Here is a 14,385-nt window from a genome sequence, read left to right on the forward strand (position 1 = left end):
CGGCCGATGACTATGCCACGGGCAGCGGATGGGCGAGCGTTTTGAACACCGGCGACCGCATCCCGTCCCGAGTCGCCGCGCAGACCGGGTGCGCAGGAGGAATCCAGCGCGTGCTGTTCGACGAGAACGGCAGAATCGCGGCGCTCGGAACCTCGGCGCGGATCTTCAACGCCCTCCAACGGCGAGCCATCACCCTCCGCGACGGCGGGTGCGTCATCCCGGGATGCACCGTGCCGGCGTCCTGGTGTGAGATCCACCACGTCACCGAGCACGCCGACGGGGGCCCGACCCATACTGACAACGGGACGCTGCTGTGCTGGTGGCATCACCGCAACCTGCACCTGTCTGAGTGGCGCATCCGCATGAACCACGGCCGTCCCGAGATCAGAGGTCCGCTCTGGTGGGATGGCCGACAACGATGGCACCCCGCGGGAGTTCCTCGGCCGCGGGAACGCGAGCGAGAACGGGAACGGGAACGGGAACGCGAGCGAGAACGGGAACGGGCAGAAGCACGAGAACGGGCAGAAGCCAGAGCAGGAGAACGCGAACGAGCACCGGCAGGAGAACGCGCACGGGCAGGTTGACGCGTCGGCGGCATGCCCCATCGAGCGTCGAGCGTCGACCGCTGCGATCCCGCAGGCGGTACCCTGACCGAATGCGTGTCTACGTTCACGGAGCTGGCCGAAAGGGTCGCGACGCTTGGCCGTCGGCCACTCCCGCGAAAGACAGCGCACTATCAGAAGACAGTGCACGATCAGAAGACAGTGCACTGTTCGCCAGCCTCGACTTCACAAAGCCGATGGGTGACAACGTCGCGTCTCTCGCAGGCCTCGCTCCCGGAGGGTGCGTCATCTTCGCGCACTCAGCAGGCGCGGTTCCCGTATTCCTCGCCCTGGCGGCGCGCGCGCTGTCGCCCAGCGCACTCGTCCTCGTCGAGCCCGCGCTGTACGACATCGCGCGAGGGCACGACGCGATAGAACACCACATCGAGACCATGACCCGTGCGCGGGAACGCGCACGCGCCGGAGACCTCTTCGGCTACTGGGCGATCGTGCGCCCACTGATGTTCGGCGGTGAGGCCGTCCCGGCGCAGTGGGACGTCGAGCGCGCGATCGCCGCGAGCTTTGAGAAGAAGCAGCCCCCGTGGGGATTCGACGTCGACGCCTCGGTGATCGCCGCGATACCGACCCTCGTCATCACCGGAGACTGGAACACCGAATACGAGACGATCGCCGATGCGCTCGTCGAACGCGGTGCATCCCACCAGAAGCTGCGCGGCAACACGCACCGACCGCAGGATCATCCGGATTTCGGTGCGACGGTCGAGGCGTTTCTGCGGGGTCACGGTGCGTCGCGCCTGTGACCCCGCTACAGTGAAGCGCATGGAAGCACCCGTGAGCGCAGAATCCAGCAGCAGGGACAAGAGCGACGCCCGGTGGCGTGCGATCATCATCGCCATCTTCGCCCTCGGGTTGATCGTTGCCGTCGCGTTCCCGATGCTCAATGGCAACTGGCGGTCGCTGTTCTCCGCCGTCCCGATCTTCGCGTTCGGGATTCTCATCGCAGCGATCCGCTCGATTCGGCCCTGGCGCTAGGCGACTTCCACCGGGCGACACCCCGAGTAACCCACGGCTGAGCAGAACGCGGCGGCCGCTTCCCACGCCTCGGGCACCTCAGCCTGGCCCTCGCGCGTCACGGCGGCCTCGATCAGACCGTAGGGGCGATCAGCGGCATAGAAGACCTCGTTCGGATTGTCGAGGCCATAAGGTTCCAGGTCGAAGACGACGTGGCCGGCGCATTCGCCGAAGGGCAGCACCTGATGGCTGAGCATCGCGTTCCTGTGGTGGTCGAGGTGATCCTCGAGCGGGTGACCAATATCGCCATGGGCACCGCGTTGGATAACGTGAACGAGTTCGAAGAGCTCGCACTCACCGCCGAGGATACCCCGACGGCAATCCTCTCTCTCACTAAGGTCTGACACATGAAACTGGTCATCGCCCCGGACAAGTTCAAAGGGTCGTTGACGGCCCCCGAGGTTGCTGAGAGGTTCACCTCGGGGGCGCACCGCGTCGATCCGTCCATCGACGTTGTGGCGATCCCGGTCGCTGACGGCGGCGAGGGCACGCTCGACGCGGCCCTGGCAGCCGGCTACGAACGGCGCACGGCGTCTGTCGCGGGCCCCACCGGCAAGATCATCGAGGCTGATTTCGCGGTGCGCGGCGGCGAAGCGGTGGTCGAGATGGCACGGGCTTCGGGGTTGGGTCTGCTTCCCGGCGGCGAGAAAGATGCCGTCGGCACGACGAGTCTGGGCACCGGGCAGCTAGTGAAAGCCGCATTGGACGCCGGGGCCCGGCGCATCGTGCTCGGCGTCGGCGGTAGTGCCTCGACCGATGGAGGTGCGGGATTCGTGCAGGGCCTCGGCGCGCGGTGGCTGTCGTCGGGGGGCGCGGAGCTGCCGCTCGGTGGTGGCGCCCTTGCTCAGCTGGCGATCGCTGATCTCTCGGGACTGGATGAGCGCTTGGCGAGCGTCGAGCTGGTCCTGGCCAGTGACGTCGACAACCCGCTACTGGGAGAGCAGGGGGCCGCGGCGGCCTTCGGGCCGCAGAAGGGCGCGTCGCCTAAAGACGTCGCCGCGCTCGATGCTGCACTTGCGAACTTCGTCGAGGTGCTCGCGAGCTCCGAACACGCGTTCGCCATACCTGCCGCAGAAGCTGCGAACACTGCCGGTGCGGGTGCCGCGGGCGGCATCGGTTTCGCGGCGATCGCGCTGGGCGCCGTGCGCCGAGCGGGTGTCGACGTCGTGTTGGAGTTCACCGACTTCTCCTCGCGCCTGAGCGGTGTTGATGTCGTCATCACCGGCGAGGGCAGTCTCGACGAGCAGAGCCTGATGGGCAAGACGCCGATCGGTGTGGCCCGGGCGGCCACTGCTGCGGGTATCCCGGTATACGCCGTGGCCGGACGCACCGTGCTGTCGGCTGAGAAGATCGCCGCTGCCGGGTTCGCTGGCGCTCACGCGCTTTCGCAGTTGGAACCCGATCCCGCCAAGAGCATGGACAACGCCGGAGCCCTCTTGGAAGATCTCGCTGAAACCCTGATTCAGAGTATTCGAACATGACTTTCGACCTTATCTACGCGGACGCGTACCGATCGATGGCGTCGTCACCGAGGCAGAGTCGGTGTGCGCAGCGCGGGTCAAGCGCACCGTGACGGTGAGCGCAGGTCTCACCGCCGAACTCGCAGGCGCGGGAATCAACCAGGTCGACGAAGGTTGCAGAGAAACTCGTGAGCAGAAATCAACTGTTTGGTGCTCGCCGCTGTTACTTCTGGAGCAACGTCCACTGTAGTAACGCAACGAGCGACAAAAGACGGAAAATCCGGGCAGCGAGTTCCTAGAAAATTCTTCGTCTATTCTCGATGCACCATCCGTCAGCGGAGACCCGCGATCCAGGACGCCAGGTCAACGCAGACGACCTCGAAGCGGGTCGGATCAAGATCGCCCAGGTCGCTGACGTAGACCGGGGAGTCCGGAGTGGCCACGTGCAGCAAGAATCCACGCCCGCCGGAGTCATCTCCGAACAACACGAACCCCGGCGCGTATTCCGCGACCTCGAACGTGACATTTCGTTCGGCGACGTCGGCAGTCTCGTACACGGCGATACCCGAATCCGTCAGAAACCCATCGCAGGATTCGAAGAGCGCACGCAGCTGCGCGTTCAGTCCTGACGGCAACGCCTCATGGGCGGCCGCCACCTCGACGGAGGACGCGGGCGGGCGAACCCCCGGCAGACCTTCAGGAACAGTGATCGTCGGCATGTTGCAACCATACTGTCGCGGGCGTTCAGCATGCCCTTGTCGCACTCGGCCGCATGTGCGAAAATAACTAAACGATCGGTCAGTAAAACGCGAAGGAGCGATGATGACGACGGCGACAGCGCACGAGACACCCGCCGGCAGCGACGCCGAGCAGGCGCGTTTCGACGAGATCATCGCCGCCGACTCGCGCATCGAACCCCGTGATTGGATGCCGGCTGCCTACCGCAAGACGCTCATCCGTCAGATCTCCCAGCACGCGCACTCCGAGATCATCGGCATGCAGCCGGAGGGCAACTGGATCACCCGCGCCCCCAGCCTCAAGCGCAAGGCGATTCTCATGGCGAAGGTGCAGGACGAAGCCGGCCACGGCCTTTATCTCTACTCGGCCGCGCAGACCCTCGGTATCACCCGCGACGAGATGACCGACCAGCTCATCACCGGCCGCGCCCGCTACTCGTCGATCTTCAACTACCCCACCCCGACCTGGGCCGACATGGGCGCGATCGGCTGGCTCGTCGACGGCGCCGCGATCTGCAACCAGGTGCCGCTGTGTCGCGCATCGTACGGCCCGTACGCCCGAGCGATGGTGCGCGTGTGCAAAGAAGAGTCGTTTCATCAGCGACAGGGCTTCGAGATTCTGCTCACCCTCATGAAAGGCTCCGACGATCAGCGCCAGATGGCGCAGGATGCTGTGAACCGCTGGTACTGGCCGAGCCTGATGATGTTCGGCCCGCCCGATGACGATTCCCCGAACTCGGCGCAGTCGATGGCGTGGAACATCAAGCGCTTCTCGAACGACGAACTGCGTCAGCGCTTCATCGGCATGCTCGTGCCGCAGGCCGAGATCCTCGGTATCACGTTGCCCGATCCCGACCTGCGCTTCGACGAAGAGACCCAGCAGTACGTCGGCGGCGAGATCGACTGGACCGAGTTCTTCGAGGTGCTCGCCGGACGCGGTCCGATGAACGCCGAGCGGCTGCGCGCCCGCCGCGAAGCGCACGAAGATGGCGCCTGGGTGCGCGAGGCCGCAGCCGCGTATGCCCGTAAGCAGTCGGAGCGCGCGGCAGGGAAGGCAGCATGATGGCGACTCCCGGCACCGATTCCGCCGAACCCTGGCCTCTCTGGGAGGTCTTCGTCCGCGCGAACCGCGGGCTGAGTCATGTGCATGTCGGCTCGCTTCACGCGCCCGACGCCGAGCTCGCCGTGCGCAACGCCCGCGACCTCTACACGCGCCGCAATGAAGGCACCTCGATCTGGGTCGTCCCGGCGGATGCCATCACCACGAGCGACCCCGACGCCAAGGGCGCATGGTTCGAGAGCCCCGCGGGCAAGAACTATCGTCACGCCGTGTACTACACGGCGTCCGAGGGGGTGCCGCATCTATGACCACTCACGACGATCCGCACGGCTCGGTAACCGTCGACGAGCTCGATCTCGCGGCTGAGCTCACCGGAGACACGGATGCCGTAGCATCCGCCCCCGTCGCCGACTACGCCCTGTGGCTGGGTGATGACGCACTGGTCCTGTCGCAGCAGCTCGGCGCGTGGATCGCCCACGCCCCCGAGCTCGAAGAGGATGTCGCGCTCGCGAACATCGCTCTCGATCTGCTCGGGCACGCCCGGTCGCTGCTGCGCTATGCGGGTACCGCCGACGGGCGCAGCGAAGACGACCTGGCGTACTTCCGAGACGAGCCGGCGTTTCGTTCGGCCTGGCTGTTCGAGCAGCCGAATGGCGACTTCGCCCAGACGATCATGCGCCAGCTAGTCGCCTCGACGTACATGTTCGAGCTGTACTCGGCACTGCAGCACTCGAGCGACTCGACGCTCGCGGCGATCGCCGAGAAATCGTTGAAAGAAGTCGACTACCACCGCGATCATGCGATCCAGTGGACGCTGCGCCTCGCCGGCGGCACCGAAGTATCGCGCACGCGTATCATCCGCGCACTCACAGATGTGTGGCCGTACGTCGACGAGCTGTTCCGCGATGAAACGCTTCTCGATGAGCTCGACGGCATCGCCGCGCGGCCATCGGCGCTGCGTGCGGGTTTCGACGAGGTCATCGCAGCCGTCTTCAACGAAGCCGAATTGAGCGTTCCCGAGGGACCCACGGCATCCGGTGGTGGTCGACGCGGCGAGCACTTCCCCACCCTGGCGTACATCCTCGCGGAGATGCAGGTGCTCGCCAGGCAGCATCCGGGGGCGACATGGTGACTCCCCTTCGCCCCCTGAGCCAGTCGATGGAGCAGAGACGGGATCGGGACGAAGCCTGGCGCATCGCCGCGGCCGTCACCGACCCCGAGGTGCCCGTGCTCACGCTCGAAGACCTCGGCGTGCTTCGCGCAGTCGAGCTCGACGGCGAGCGCGTCATCGTCACGCTCACGCCGACCTACAGCGGGTGCCCCGCCATGGAGACCATGCGCGATGACGTCATCCTCGCCCTCACCGCCGCCGGGTTCGGTGACGTCGAAGTGAAGCTGACGTTGACCCCCGCGTGGACGACGGACTGGATGACGGATGCCGGCAAGCAGAAGCTCATCGACTTCGGCATCGCTCCGCCTACCGGGCGCTCGGCGATCGGACAGGGCCCGATCCGCCTCCGCATGGCCGTGAAGTGTCCGCGTTGCGCTTCGCTCGACACCCGCGAGGTCGCTCGTTTCGGTTCGACCTCGTGCAAGGCGCTCTACGAGTGCCGCGCCTGCCTGGAGCCCTTCGACCACTTCAAAGTGCTATGAGTGCCGTGAACGTCGGAACCCGCCGTCGCGCCCGGTTTCATGAGCTAGAGGTCTCTGACGTCAGGCCGCTGACCAGCGAGAGCATCGAGGTGACGTTCGCCGTGCCGCCCGAGCTGCAGGGCGACTACGACTATCTGCCCGGGCAGTACGTCGCGCTGCGCGCGCACGTCGACGGGCGGGAGGTGCGCCGCAGCTACTCGATCTGCCGTCCGCCGACCCCGGGCACGATCTCGGTCGGCATCAAGCGCGACCGGGGCGGGCTGTTCTCGGTCTGGGCGCATGAGAACCTCGCCCCCGGCGACCACATCGACGTCATGAGCCCGGAGGGGAAGTTCACCACGGCTCTGCCCGACCTCGACCACGCACACCTCGCCGGGATCGCTGCGGGTTCGGGAGTCACACCCATGATGGCGCTCGCCTCGCACGTGCTGGCGTCGTCGCCGACCGCACGCTTCAGCCTCGTCTACACCAACCGGGCGACGCAGGACGTGATGTTCCTCGAGGAGCTCGCCGATCTGAAGGACCGCTACCCCGCTCGCCTCGCGCTGCACCATGTGCTCTCGCGTGAGCAGCGCGCGGCGCCGTTGCTGTCGGGGCGCATCGACGCCGAGAAGCTGAACGCCATCCTCGACGGACTGCTTCCGCAGGCCTCGGTGACCGAGTGGTTCCTGTGCGGACCGTTCGAGCTCGTCACGCTGTGCCGCGCGACGCTCGAAGAGCGCGGAGTCGGCGGCGACAGCATCCGTTTCGAGCTCTTCACGACGGATGCCGATGGCCCCCGAGTCGATCGCGGTCGCCCCGTGATCACGCGCGAAGGCGATGAGATGCGCCGTATCGAGTTCACGCTCGACGGCCTGTCATCGACGGTGGAGACACCCGTCGCGGCAGACGAGGCGATCCTCGATGCCGCCCTGCGCGTGCGCGGCGATGTGCCCTTCGCGTGCGCGGGCGGGGTGTGCGGGACCTGCCGTGCGCGCGTCGTCGACGGTGACGTGCGCATGACGCAGAACTTTGCCCTGGAGCCGGATGAACTCGAGCGCGGCTATGTGCTGACGTGCCAATCCCACCCGACGGCCGAACGCGTCGTCGTCGACTACGACGTGTGAACCGAATGCCCCTGAGCGAAGGAGTCCCCGTGATCGATCTGACCATCGCAGACGATGTCGCCCACGTTGTGCTGAATGCTCCCGACAAGCGCAACGCCCTCGACGAACGCGCCCTCGCCGACCTCGGCGCCGCCTATGATCACGCGGCCGAGGCGCACGTTCGCGCGCTGGTGCTGCGCGGTGAGGGCCCGGCGTTCTGTGCCGGTCGCGACATCGCAGGCGTCGACCCGCAGACCGACGACGTCACAGGATATCTAGGCGGGCTCGTGACGCCCCTGCTGCAGAAGATGGCGGCGTTTCCCGCACCCACCTTCGCCGCCGCGCACGGCGCGTGCCTGGGCGTCGGGCTCGGGCTGCTCATCGCCACCGACGTCGTCTACGTCGCCGATACCGCGAAGATCGGGTCGCCGTTCGCCGCTCTCGGCGCGACGCTCGACTCGGGCGGGCACGCGCTGTTCTACGAGCGGCTCGGCGCGCACAAGACGCTCGACCTCATCTACACCGGCCGCCTCATGAGCGGATCTGAAGCCGTGCAGTCGGGACTGTTCTCGCAGGTGATGGCCGCCGATGAGGTGCGACAGGCGGCGGAGGATGCAGCATCCGCCGCGGCGCACGGCGCGACCCAGTCGTTCCTCGCCAGCAAGCAGCTCATCGCGCGCATCCGCGACGAGCGCCTGTCGCTGTGGGATGCCGTGGCCGCAGAGAACGTCAACCAGGCGTCGCTGCGCGACACGGACGACTACCGCGAAGGCTTCGCCGCGTTCCAGCAGAAGCGCCGACCGCAGTTCACCGGACGCTGATCGCCCGACGTCCGGTGCGCGATTCGACCACGCACATGATCGCCGTGATGAGTGTGGCAAGCCAGGCCAGGCCCGCGATCGCCATGGCGACCGGGAAGACGATCAGGGTGGCGTCGTCGCTGATCACACCCCACGTCGACAGCACCGAACCGTACTCGCCGATGTCGCCGCCGTCCTGAATCGTGAGGCCCATGACGACCAGCGCCGCCCAGAGCACATAGTTGGAGACGTCGTAGGCGAGCCGGCCGGTCTTCGCCGCCGCGGCGTCTCTATCGAAGACGAACACGATCGCTGAGGCGTACATGGCGATCGTCATCAGCGGTGCGACGAATATCCCGATCGCCGCCATCCACCCGAGCGGTGCGCCCAGCAGTCCCCGCCCCAGAACGACGAACGCCGGAAGCAGGACCGGGGCGATCCACTGGAAGATGCGCACGAAGCGGTTGGTGAGTCTCATACCGCCGAGGGTACCGGCATGAGACTCACCTTCGCTGTTCTACTCGCGGCGGCGACGGCGGACGATGAGCACGATCGCTCCACCGACCAGCAGCACTCCCGCGACCACCAGCAGTACGATCGGGACATTCTGCCCTGTCGCGGCGAGGTCATCATCAGCACCGTTATCGCCGTCTGACCCGCCACCCGGGCCCGTCGAACCCGACTCGATGACGAACTCGGTCCAGCCCAGCAGCTCGCCATCGGCGTTCTGCACGGCGAGCCGGTGCGTTCCTGCTTCGAGGTTCGTCGGCAGCGTCGCCGTGAGCGTGCCCTCGGCATCCGCTTCGAACCAGCCCAGCGCGATCGGCTCTGAGTAGACGTAGAGGAAGTGCCAGTGGGTCGGCTCCAGCCCCGACACCGTTACCGTCCCGTCGACCACGACGATATCGATGAGGCCGCGGGCGTCGTCGGGCAGGTCGTCCCCGTCGGCCACGGGTGGCTCAGGCGCCGTCTGCGTGGTCACCGGGTCGGATGCCGCGGATGCCGCGCCAGCGCCGATCCCGTTCACCGCCGTCACCGTGGCGGTGTAGGTGGCGCCGGCGTCGAGTCCGGAGAACTCGGCGGTCGTGGCGTCCGCCTCGGCCGTGACCGTCTCGATCTCTCCGTTCGCACCGACGAGTGTCACGACGTACTCGGTGATGTCGGACCCACCGTCGTCGGCCACTTCCTCCCACGTCACGGTGATCGCAGCGGCGCCGGTCAGCGCCGCCTGCGGAGCGGCAGGCTGCGCCGGAACCGTGGGCGGCGCGAGCCGTTCGATCGCCGACGCCAGCGCGTCACGTGCCGCGGTGTACTCCGCGTGGGTGGCGGTGGCCGGCACCTGTTTCGCGTCGGTGATCGCCTGGTTCAGCGCCGCGATGGTGCGCTCGCTGTACGCGGTGGTGTCGAGCGCTTCGGCCTCAGTGATGAGGGCTGCGAGCTCGCGGATGATCGTCCACTCCAACTGTCCCTGCGCTGCCGTGAGCACGCGCAGCGACTCGTCGACGTCGGTCTGCGACGAGGTGACATCGGCCGCTGTGACACGCGCGTCGTGCAGAGCGCGCTCGAAGACGGCGAAGTCCGCGGGAATGTACAGGTCGCCATCGCCCTCAATGGCCTCCGCGGCCGCGATGGCGCCGCGCAGTTCGGCGAAATCGGCACCGGCGAACTCGAACCAGTCGAAGTTCGACACGTACGGATGCCCCGAATCGGTCTCGGCGCGCATCGTGACGATCAGCGTGTGCGTGCCGGTCACCGACGTGGGAAGACCCACCGTGATGGTGCGGTAAGCGCTCCAGCTGTTGCCGGTCGAGGGCAGCGGCACCGTGGCGATCGGCTCGCTCGCGACATCATCCACACGGATCTCGACCCGCGCATCCGAACCGGTGCGACCGGAGTTGTTGGCGTACCGCACCGACACCGTGCTGAACGCACGGGCCGACAGGTCGACGTTCTCGTAGGTGAGGATGCCACCGTCCCACGTGCCGCCGACGTTGCCGATCTGGTTTCCCGCGTCGTCCGTGCTCGTCTCGGTCTTGAGACCGTTGCCGTTGTTGCTCGTGAAACCTTCGGCTTCGATGCGCGCGGCGTGCGGGTCTGCGGCGTCGCCGTCCGACCCGAACTGGATCCAGTCGAAGTTGCCGATCCACGGACGGCTGTCGGTGGTGGATCCCGCGAACACCAGGTATAGGGTGTGCGAGCCTTCCAACAGCGACGGGTCGGTCAGGGTGTGCGTCGTCGTGGCGTAGGCGTTCCAGTTACTGCCTGTCGCGGGCAGAGCGACAGTGTCGACCAGCTGACCGTCGGGGGCATCCAGCCGCAGCTCGACGCGCGAGTCGGGCGAGCAGCGACCGCTGTTGTTGACGTAGCGAACCGTGACGTTCTCGGGCACCGCTTCGTCGAAGTTCACGTCGCCGAAGGCGATCCAGCTGCCGTCGCTCACACCACCCAGGTTGCCGAGCGATACGCCGTTGGAGTCAGTGCTCGACTCACGTGCAAGATCGCCGCCGGACCAATTGTCGCTCTCCTCCGCCTGCATCTTGCGATACGGCGATTGGGCGATGCCGAGGTTGCCGACCGCGGTCTCGAGCGCGTAGTACGCGGTCTTCAGTTCGCTCTCCGTGGCATCGTCGTCGGCCAGCAGCTGAGCGGCCTGCGTGCGGGCGTCATCGAACGCGGCGAAGGGAACCGACGCATAGGCACCCTTGACGATGTGCTTGACCTCGTCGTACAGCGCCGACAGCTGCGAGCGCCACTGCTGATCGATCGCGACCGTGAACGTGCTGAGGCCGACGCCGTCACCGCCGACGGTGGACGCGGCGACGCCCTCGAATGCGGCATCCGAGAATGCCAGTGCGAAGGATCCGCCCGCGAGGTTCTCGCCAGCACGAGACTGCAGAGTGCCCTGCACGCGCAGCGCCAGGCTGCTCGGTCCGATCTTCTCGGCCTGCGCCGAAAGCCCGGCAGGCAGTCCGCGAAGGGCGAGAACACCGTCGGCGATCAGGTCGCGTCCGTCGGAGCCGGCGAAGCGCGCTCCGCTGAGCGTCAGCGTGACCGAGTCCTCGAGCACGCCTTCGGCGTCGGCGGTCATCGTCAGGCGCTCGGCGCTGAGGGTCGCGCCGACGAAGGTCACCTTCAGATCGAATGCGCGCCGATCGGATGCCGGATGCTGCGCGAACGCGGCATCCGTCAATGTCACACGCAGGTCGTCGATGCTGTCGAGGCGTCCGTGTGATTCCGCTTCACCGGTGAGAGACAGTTCCACCGTCGTGTCGTCGACGCGGGTGGCGGCGAGCGTCAGTCCGATAGGAACACCCTCGGCCTCGATTGCGCCCGAAGCGGCCAGGTCATCGCCGTCGGCGCCGGCGAAGGCGCCTTCTGCGAGAGACAGCGTCAGCACGTTGCCGATGGCTCCGTCGCCGCTGTTGGCCTCGACGAACTCGCGCGAATCGAGCGTGATGTCCGAGCCCTGCTGATAGATCGAGCTGTCGACCCGGTCACTCAGCGACGGCGGTGCGACACCGTCGGCTGCCCAGTCCGACGGCTCGGAACCCATCGTGAAGGCCAGCTCGCCACCGGCCATCATCTGGTCGTACGTCACCCAGGTGCGGTCGAAGGATGCGCCGTTCAGGGTCGCGGACTGGATGTAGTACGAGTCGGCCGAGACACCGTCGGCCGAGATCGTGAAGGTCTTACCCGAGGGGTAGGTGATGGTGGTGCGCTCGAAGAACGGGCTGCCGATCTGGTACTCGTCCGAACCAGCTTGCACGGGGAAGAGCCCGAGACCGGCCGCGACGAACATCGACGACATCGTGCCGGTGTCGTTGTCCATGGTGGGCAGGAATCCCTGCGGATCGAGCTGATACACCTTCTGCTTCACGGGCGGAGTGAACTCGCCGCCGCCCGAGGGGGCGTGGCTGGTGGAGTTCGTGCCGATGTAGCGGTTCCACGTCTCCTTCGTGTAGATGCTGCGCACCCAGTGCTGCGTCTTCGACGGAGCACCGACGTAGTTGAACAGATAGGGAGACTGCAGGTCGATCTCGTTCGCGTTGGAGTGCAGCATCCGTGAACCCTCGTCGGGAGCCTGCTCGCCGAACATGTAGCTGAGCGCCTTGAGGGTGTTCTCCTTGCCACCCATCATCTCGATGAGCCCGCCCATGTCGGCAGCCATGTACCAGTGGTACTGCCAGAGCGTGCCCTGGTACAGGTTGCCGTCCTGGAAGCGCTCCGGGTCGACGTCCAGGAAGCTGCCGTCGGCGCGACGCGGAGTATTCAGGCCGACGCGGGTGCCGTCGGGAAGCTCCACGGCATCGGGTTTGAAGACGTTGACCCAGTTCGTCGCGCGGTCGAGGTACGCCGCGGCTTCATCCGTGTGACCGATCGCCTCGGCGATGGTCGACATCGCCCAATCGTCGTAGGCCGTGCCGAGCGTCTCGTCGACCTCGTTGGCGATATAGCCGAGCTCGACATTGCTCTGGTCTGCGTAGCGCCCAACGGATTCGCGCTTGAGGCCCACCCAGGCCTCGTCGAGCCCGTTCAGCTGCGCGCCCTTGGCGATCGCATCGGCGATCACGACGGCGGCGCGTTCGAAGCGCACGGTGGGAACCGAGTGAGTGAGGTCGCCGAGGCGAGAGGCGCCGGATGCCGTGAAGCTGCCGAACAGGTTCACGATCGACTGCGCCATGTCGGCGTAGATGTCGGGGTACGCGATCGCGATCGCCTCGTACTTGCGGAAGTCGTCCCAGAAGCCCCAGCCGTCGTAGTGCGTGTAGCCCTCGGCCTTGCGGACCGTACCGTCGAGCCCCCGGTAGGTGCCGCTCGTGCTGGTCGCGTTCACGGGCGATGCCAGCATCCGATACAGGTGCGTGTAGAACAGCTTGCTCAGCGTGCCGTCAGGATCGCTGTCGGCCGACGTCTCGATCGCGACGCGGCTGAGCAGGGCGTCCCAGGCGGCGAGGGTGTCGGCGCGTACCTCGTCAAAGGTGCGATCGCCCATCTCCGCGGCGAGATCGGTGCGGGCCTGCTCGGCGCTGATGGTCGAGATGGCGACGCGCAGGCCGATGTGCTCACCGGCATCCACATCGAAGTCGAGGATCGCGCCGATGTCGGTTCCCTCGCGGTTCATCGTGCTGGCGCTGAGCGCCTGGCTGGCACCCCAGGTGCGTACAGCCGCGGTGGGCTCGGTCGTCTCGGCGTAATAGTGCAGTTGGTACTCGTAGCCGTTGAAGAAACCGACAACGTCGCCGGCGAGAGAAGCGCGACCGTCGGGAAGGGCCGTGACCTCGAGACTCGCGCCCCGACGGTTGGTGAAATTGTTGGCGAGGTCGACGACGAGGGCTGCTTCGCCGGCCTGCTCGAAGGCGAAGCGGTCTTGCCCGGTACGGGTGTCGGCGGTGGCCTCAGCGGTGATCGTGCCCTGGGCGGTTTCGAGGTCGACGCTGTAGTACCCGGGGGATGCTTCTTCGGCGTCGTGCGAGTAGCCCTTGGCATAGGAGTCGCGGCTAGGACGCTCTGCGTAGTCAGTGTAGGTCGGCACGACGAGAAGGTCGCCCGCACCGCCGCTGCCGCCCACGCCGTCGAGGTTCGTGTGGGTGAAGCCAGCGATCTGGTCTTCGGCGTAGTCGTAGCCGCTGTGCGCGCGATCGGGCGTCGTCATCGGGTTGATCTTGATGAGCGAGTTGGGCGCCTGGGCTCCGGGCAGGTCTTGACCGAAGTCGTCTTCGGTCGAGACGAACGGATCGACCAGCGAGGTCACGTCTGTGACGGGCGCGGCCGTTGCGGCGAGTGTAGGGGCGAGCGCGGGCGTGACGGCAGCCTGCGCGGGCACGGCGCTGCCGGCGATCAGGGCGACCGCCACCGCCGTCGTGGTGGAAGAGGATAGGGCGACTCGGGCGTTGCGAAGGAGCACGGGCGTTCTCACTAGCGTCGGTGGTGGGTGGAAGCGAAACCTGACAGCGTT

Annotated in this window: 14 protein-coding genes and 1 pseudogene; 11 read left to right on the forward strand and 4 right to left on the reverse strand. The window is 66.8% G+C overall.

All coding sequences use genetic code 11. The annotated features are described in order from the left end of the window. The 3 genes from Q1J95_RS03640 to Q1J95_RS03650 form a co-directional block, all read left to right on the forward strand. Positions 1 to 584 (forward strand): HNH endonuclease signature motif containing protein (locus Q1J95_RS03640; protein WP_300265910.1); only part of this gene is annotated, 584 nt, incomplete at its 5' end. Positions 585 to 655: 71 nt separating this feature from the next. Beyond that, positions 656 to 1,363, forward strand: coding sequence for a hypothetical protein (locus tag Q1J95_RS03645; protein ID WP_300265911.1), 708 nt, complete (start codon positions 656 to 658; stop codon positions 1,361 to 1,363). A 19-nt stretch (positions 1,364 to 1,382) separates the two neighbouring features. After that, positions 1,383 to 1,595, forward strand: a complete 213-nt coding sequence (locus Q1J95_RS03650; protein ID WP_300265912.1) for a hypothetical protein — start codon at positions 1,383 to 1,385, stop codon at positions 1,593 to 1,595. Here Q1J95_RS03650 and Q1J95_RS03655 read toward each other — a convergent pair. Further along, positions 1,592 to 1,789, reverse strand: a pseudogene (locus Q1J95_RS03655) (hypothetical protein); the annotation flags it as partial. The gene Q1J95_RS03650 and the pseudogene Q1J95_RS03655 overlap by 4 nt on opposite strands. Before the next feature lie 30 nt (positions 1,790 to 1,819). Between Q1J95_RS03655 and Q1J95_RS03660 the strand changes: the two are divergent. Together Q1J95_RS03660 and Q1J95_RS03665 are read left to right on the forward strand one after the other, a co-directional pair. Next, positions 1,820 to 1,978, forward strand: coding sequence for a hypothetical protein (locus tag Q1J95_RS03660; protein ID WP_300265913.1), 159 nt, complete (start codon positions 1,820 to 1,822; stop codon positions 1,976 to 1,978). A gap of 3 nt (positions 1,979 to 1,981) precedes the next feature. After that, the gene (locus Q1J95_RS03665; RefSeq protein ID WP_300265914.1) at positions 1,982 to 3,115 is read left to right on the forward strand and encodes a glycerate kinase; all 1,134 of its coding nucleotides are present in this window, start codon (positions 1,982 to 1,984) and stop codon (positions 3,113 to 3,115) included. Between the two features lie 311 nt (positions 3,116 to 3,426). Here Q1J95_RS03665 and Q1J95_RS03670 read toward each other — a convergent pair whose 3' ends face one another. Next, positions 3,427 to 3,813, reverse strand: coding sequence for a hypothetical protein (locus Q1J95_RS03670; RefSeq protein WP_300265915.1), 387 nt, complete (start codon positions 3,811 to 3,813; stop codon positions 3,427 to 3,429). Positions 3,814 to 3,916: 103 nt separating this feature from the next. Here Q1J95_RS03670 and paaA point away from each other — a divergent pair, with 103 nt between their 5' ends. Genes paaA through Q1J95_RS03700 form a run of 6 tightly spaced genes read left to right on the forward strand, consistent with a single transcriptional unit; the run spans position 3,917 to position 8,450 of the window. Next, positions 3,917 to 4,894, forward strand: coding sequence for a 1,2-phenylacetyl-CoA epoxidase subunit PaaA (gene paaA / locus Q1J95_RS03675; RefSeq protein ID WP_300265916.1), 978 nt, complete (start codon positions 3,917 to 3,919; stop codon positions 4,892 to 4,894). Beyond that, a complete protein-coding gene (gene paaB / locus Q1J95_RS03680; RefSeq protein WP_300265932.1) occupies positions 4,894 to 5,199 on the forward strand; it encodes a 1,2-phenylacetyl-CoA epoxidase subunit PaaB in 306 nt (101 codons plus the stop codon). The genes paaA and paaB overlap by 1 nt, the downstream gene beginning before the upstream one ends. Further along, positions 5,196 to 6,023 (forward strand): 1,2-phenylacetyl-CoA epoxidase subunit PaaC, encoded by an 828-nt coding sequence (paaC, locus tag Q1J95_RS03685; protein WP_300265917.1) that lies wholly within the window; start codon positions 5,196 to 5,198, stop codon positions 6,021 to 6,023. Before paaB ends, paaC begins: the two co-directional genes overlap by 4 nt. A 26-nt stretch (positions 6,024 to 6,049) precedes the next feature. After that, positions 6,050 to 6,544 (forward strand): 1,2-phenylacetyl-CoA epoxidase subunit PaaD, encoded by a 495-nt coding sequence (gene paaD / locus Q1J95_RS03690; protein ID WP_300265933.1) that lies wholly within the window; start codon positions 6,050 to 6,052, stop codon positions 6,542 to 6,544. Then, positions 6,541 to 7,650, forward strand: a complete 1,110-nt coding sequence (gene paaE / locus Q1J95_RS03695) for a 1,2-phenylacetyl-CoA epoxidase subunit PaaE (protein ID WP_300265918.1) — start codon at positions 6,541 to 6,543, stop codon at positions 7,648 to 7,650. Before paaD ends, paaE begins: the two co-directional genes overlap by 4 nt. Positions 7,651 to 7,679: 29 nt before the next feature. Then, complete coding sequence (locus tag Q1J95_RS03700) at positions 7,680 to 8,450, forward strand: enoyl-CoA hydratase/isomerase family protein (protein WP_300265919.1); 771 nt, start codon at positions 7,680 to 7,682, stop codon at positions 8,448 to 8,450. Here Q1J95_RS03700 and Q1J95_RS03705 read toward each other — a convergent pair. Continuing rightward, positions 8,437 to 8,907, reverse strand: a complete 471-nt coding sequence (locus Q1J95_RS03705; RefSeq protein WP_300265920.1) for a hypothetical protein — start codon at positions 8,905 to 8,907, stop codon at positions 8,437 to 8,439. The genes Q1J95_RS03700 and Q1J95_RS03705 overlap by 14 nt on opposite strands. A 39-nt stretch (positions 8,908 to 8,946) precedes the next feature. Then, positions 8,947 to 14,334 (reverse strand): glycoside hydrolase domain-containing protein, encoded by a 5,388-nt coding sequence (locus Q1J95_RS03710; protein WP_300265921.1) that lies wholly within the window; start codon positions 14,332 to 14,334, stop codon positions 8,947 to 8,949. Between the last annotated feature and the right edge of the window lie 51 nt (positions 14,335 to 14,385).

The organism is Microbacterium sp. (genome assembly GCF_029263575.1).
Classification (GTDB): Bacteria; Actinomycetota; Actinomycetes; order Actinomycetales; family Microbacteriaceae; genus Microbacterium.

What these genes read in the sequence shown, in the direction of transcription:
- Q1J95_RS03645 (WP_300265911.1), top strand. Translation starts at nt 656, where the DNA reads ATGCGTGTCTACGTTCACGGAGCTGGCCGAAAGGGTCGCGACGCTTGG.
- Q1J95_RS03650 (WP_300265912.1), top strand. Translation starts at nt 1,383, where the DNA reads ATGGAAGCACCCGTGAGCGCAGAATCCAGCAGCAGGGACAAGAGCGAC.
- Q1J95_RS03660 (WP_300265913.1), top strand. Translation starts at nt 1,820, where the DNA reads ATGGCTGAGCATCGCGTTCCTGTGGTGGTCGAGGTGATCCTCGAGCGG.
- Q1J95_RS03665 (WP_300265914.1), top strand. Translation starts at nt 1,982, where the DNA reads ATGAAACTGGTCATCGCCCCGGACAAGTTCAAAGGGTCGTTGACGGCC.
- Q1J95_RS03670 (WP_300265915.1), bottom strand. Translation starts at nt 3,813, where the DNA reads ATGCCGACGATCACTGTTCCTGAAGGTCTGCCGGGGGTTCGCCCGCCC.
- paaA (WP_300265916.1), top strand. Translation starts at nt 3,917, where the DNA reads ATGACGACGGCGACAGCGCACGAGACACCCGCCGGCAGCGACGCCGAG.
- paaB (WP_300265932.1), top strand. Translation starts at nt 4,894, where the DNA reads ATGGCGACTCCCGGCACCGATTCCGCCGAACCCTGGCCTCTCTGGGAG.
- paaC (WP_300265917.1), top strand. Translation starts at nt 5,196, where the DNA reads ATGACCACTCACGACGATCCGCACGGCTCGGTAACCGTCGACGAGCTC.
- paaD (WP_300265933.1), top strand. Translation starts at nt 6,050, where the DNA reads ATGGAGCAGAGACGGGATCGGGACGAAGCCTGGCGCATCGCCGCGGCC.
- paaE (WP_300265918.1), top strand. Translation starts at nt 6,541, where the DNA reads ATGAGTGCCGTGAACGTCGGAACCCGCCGTCGCGCCCGGTTTCATGAG.
- Q1J95_RS03705 (WP_300265920.1), bottom strand. Translation starts at nt 8,907, where the DNA reads ATGAGACTCACCAACCGCTTCGTGCGCATCTTCCAGTGGATCGCCCCG.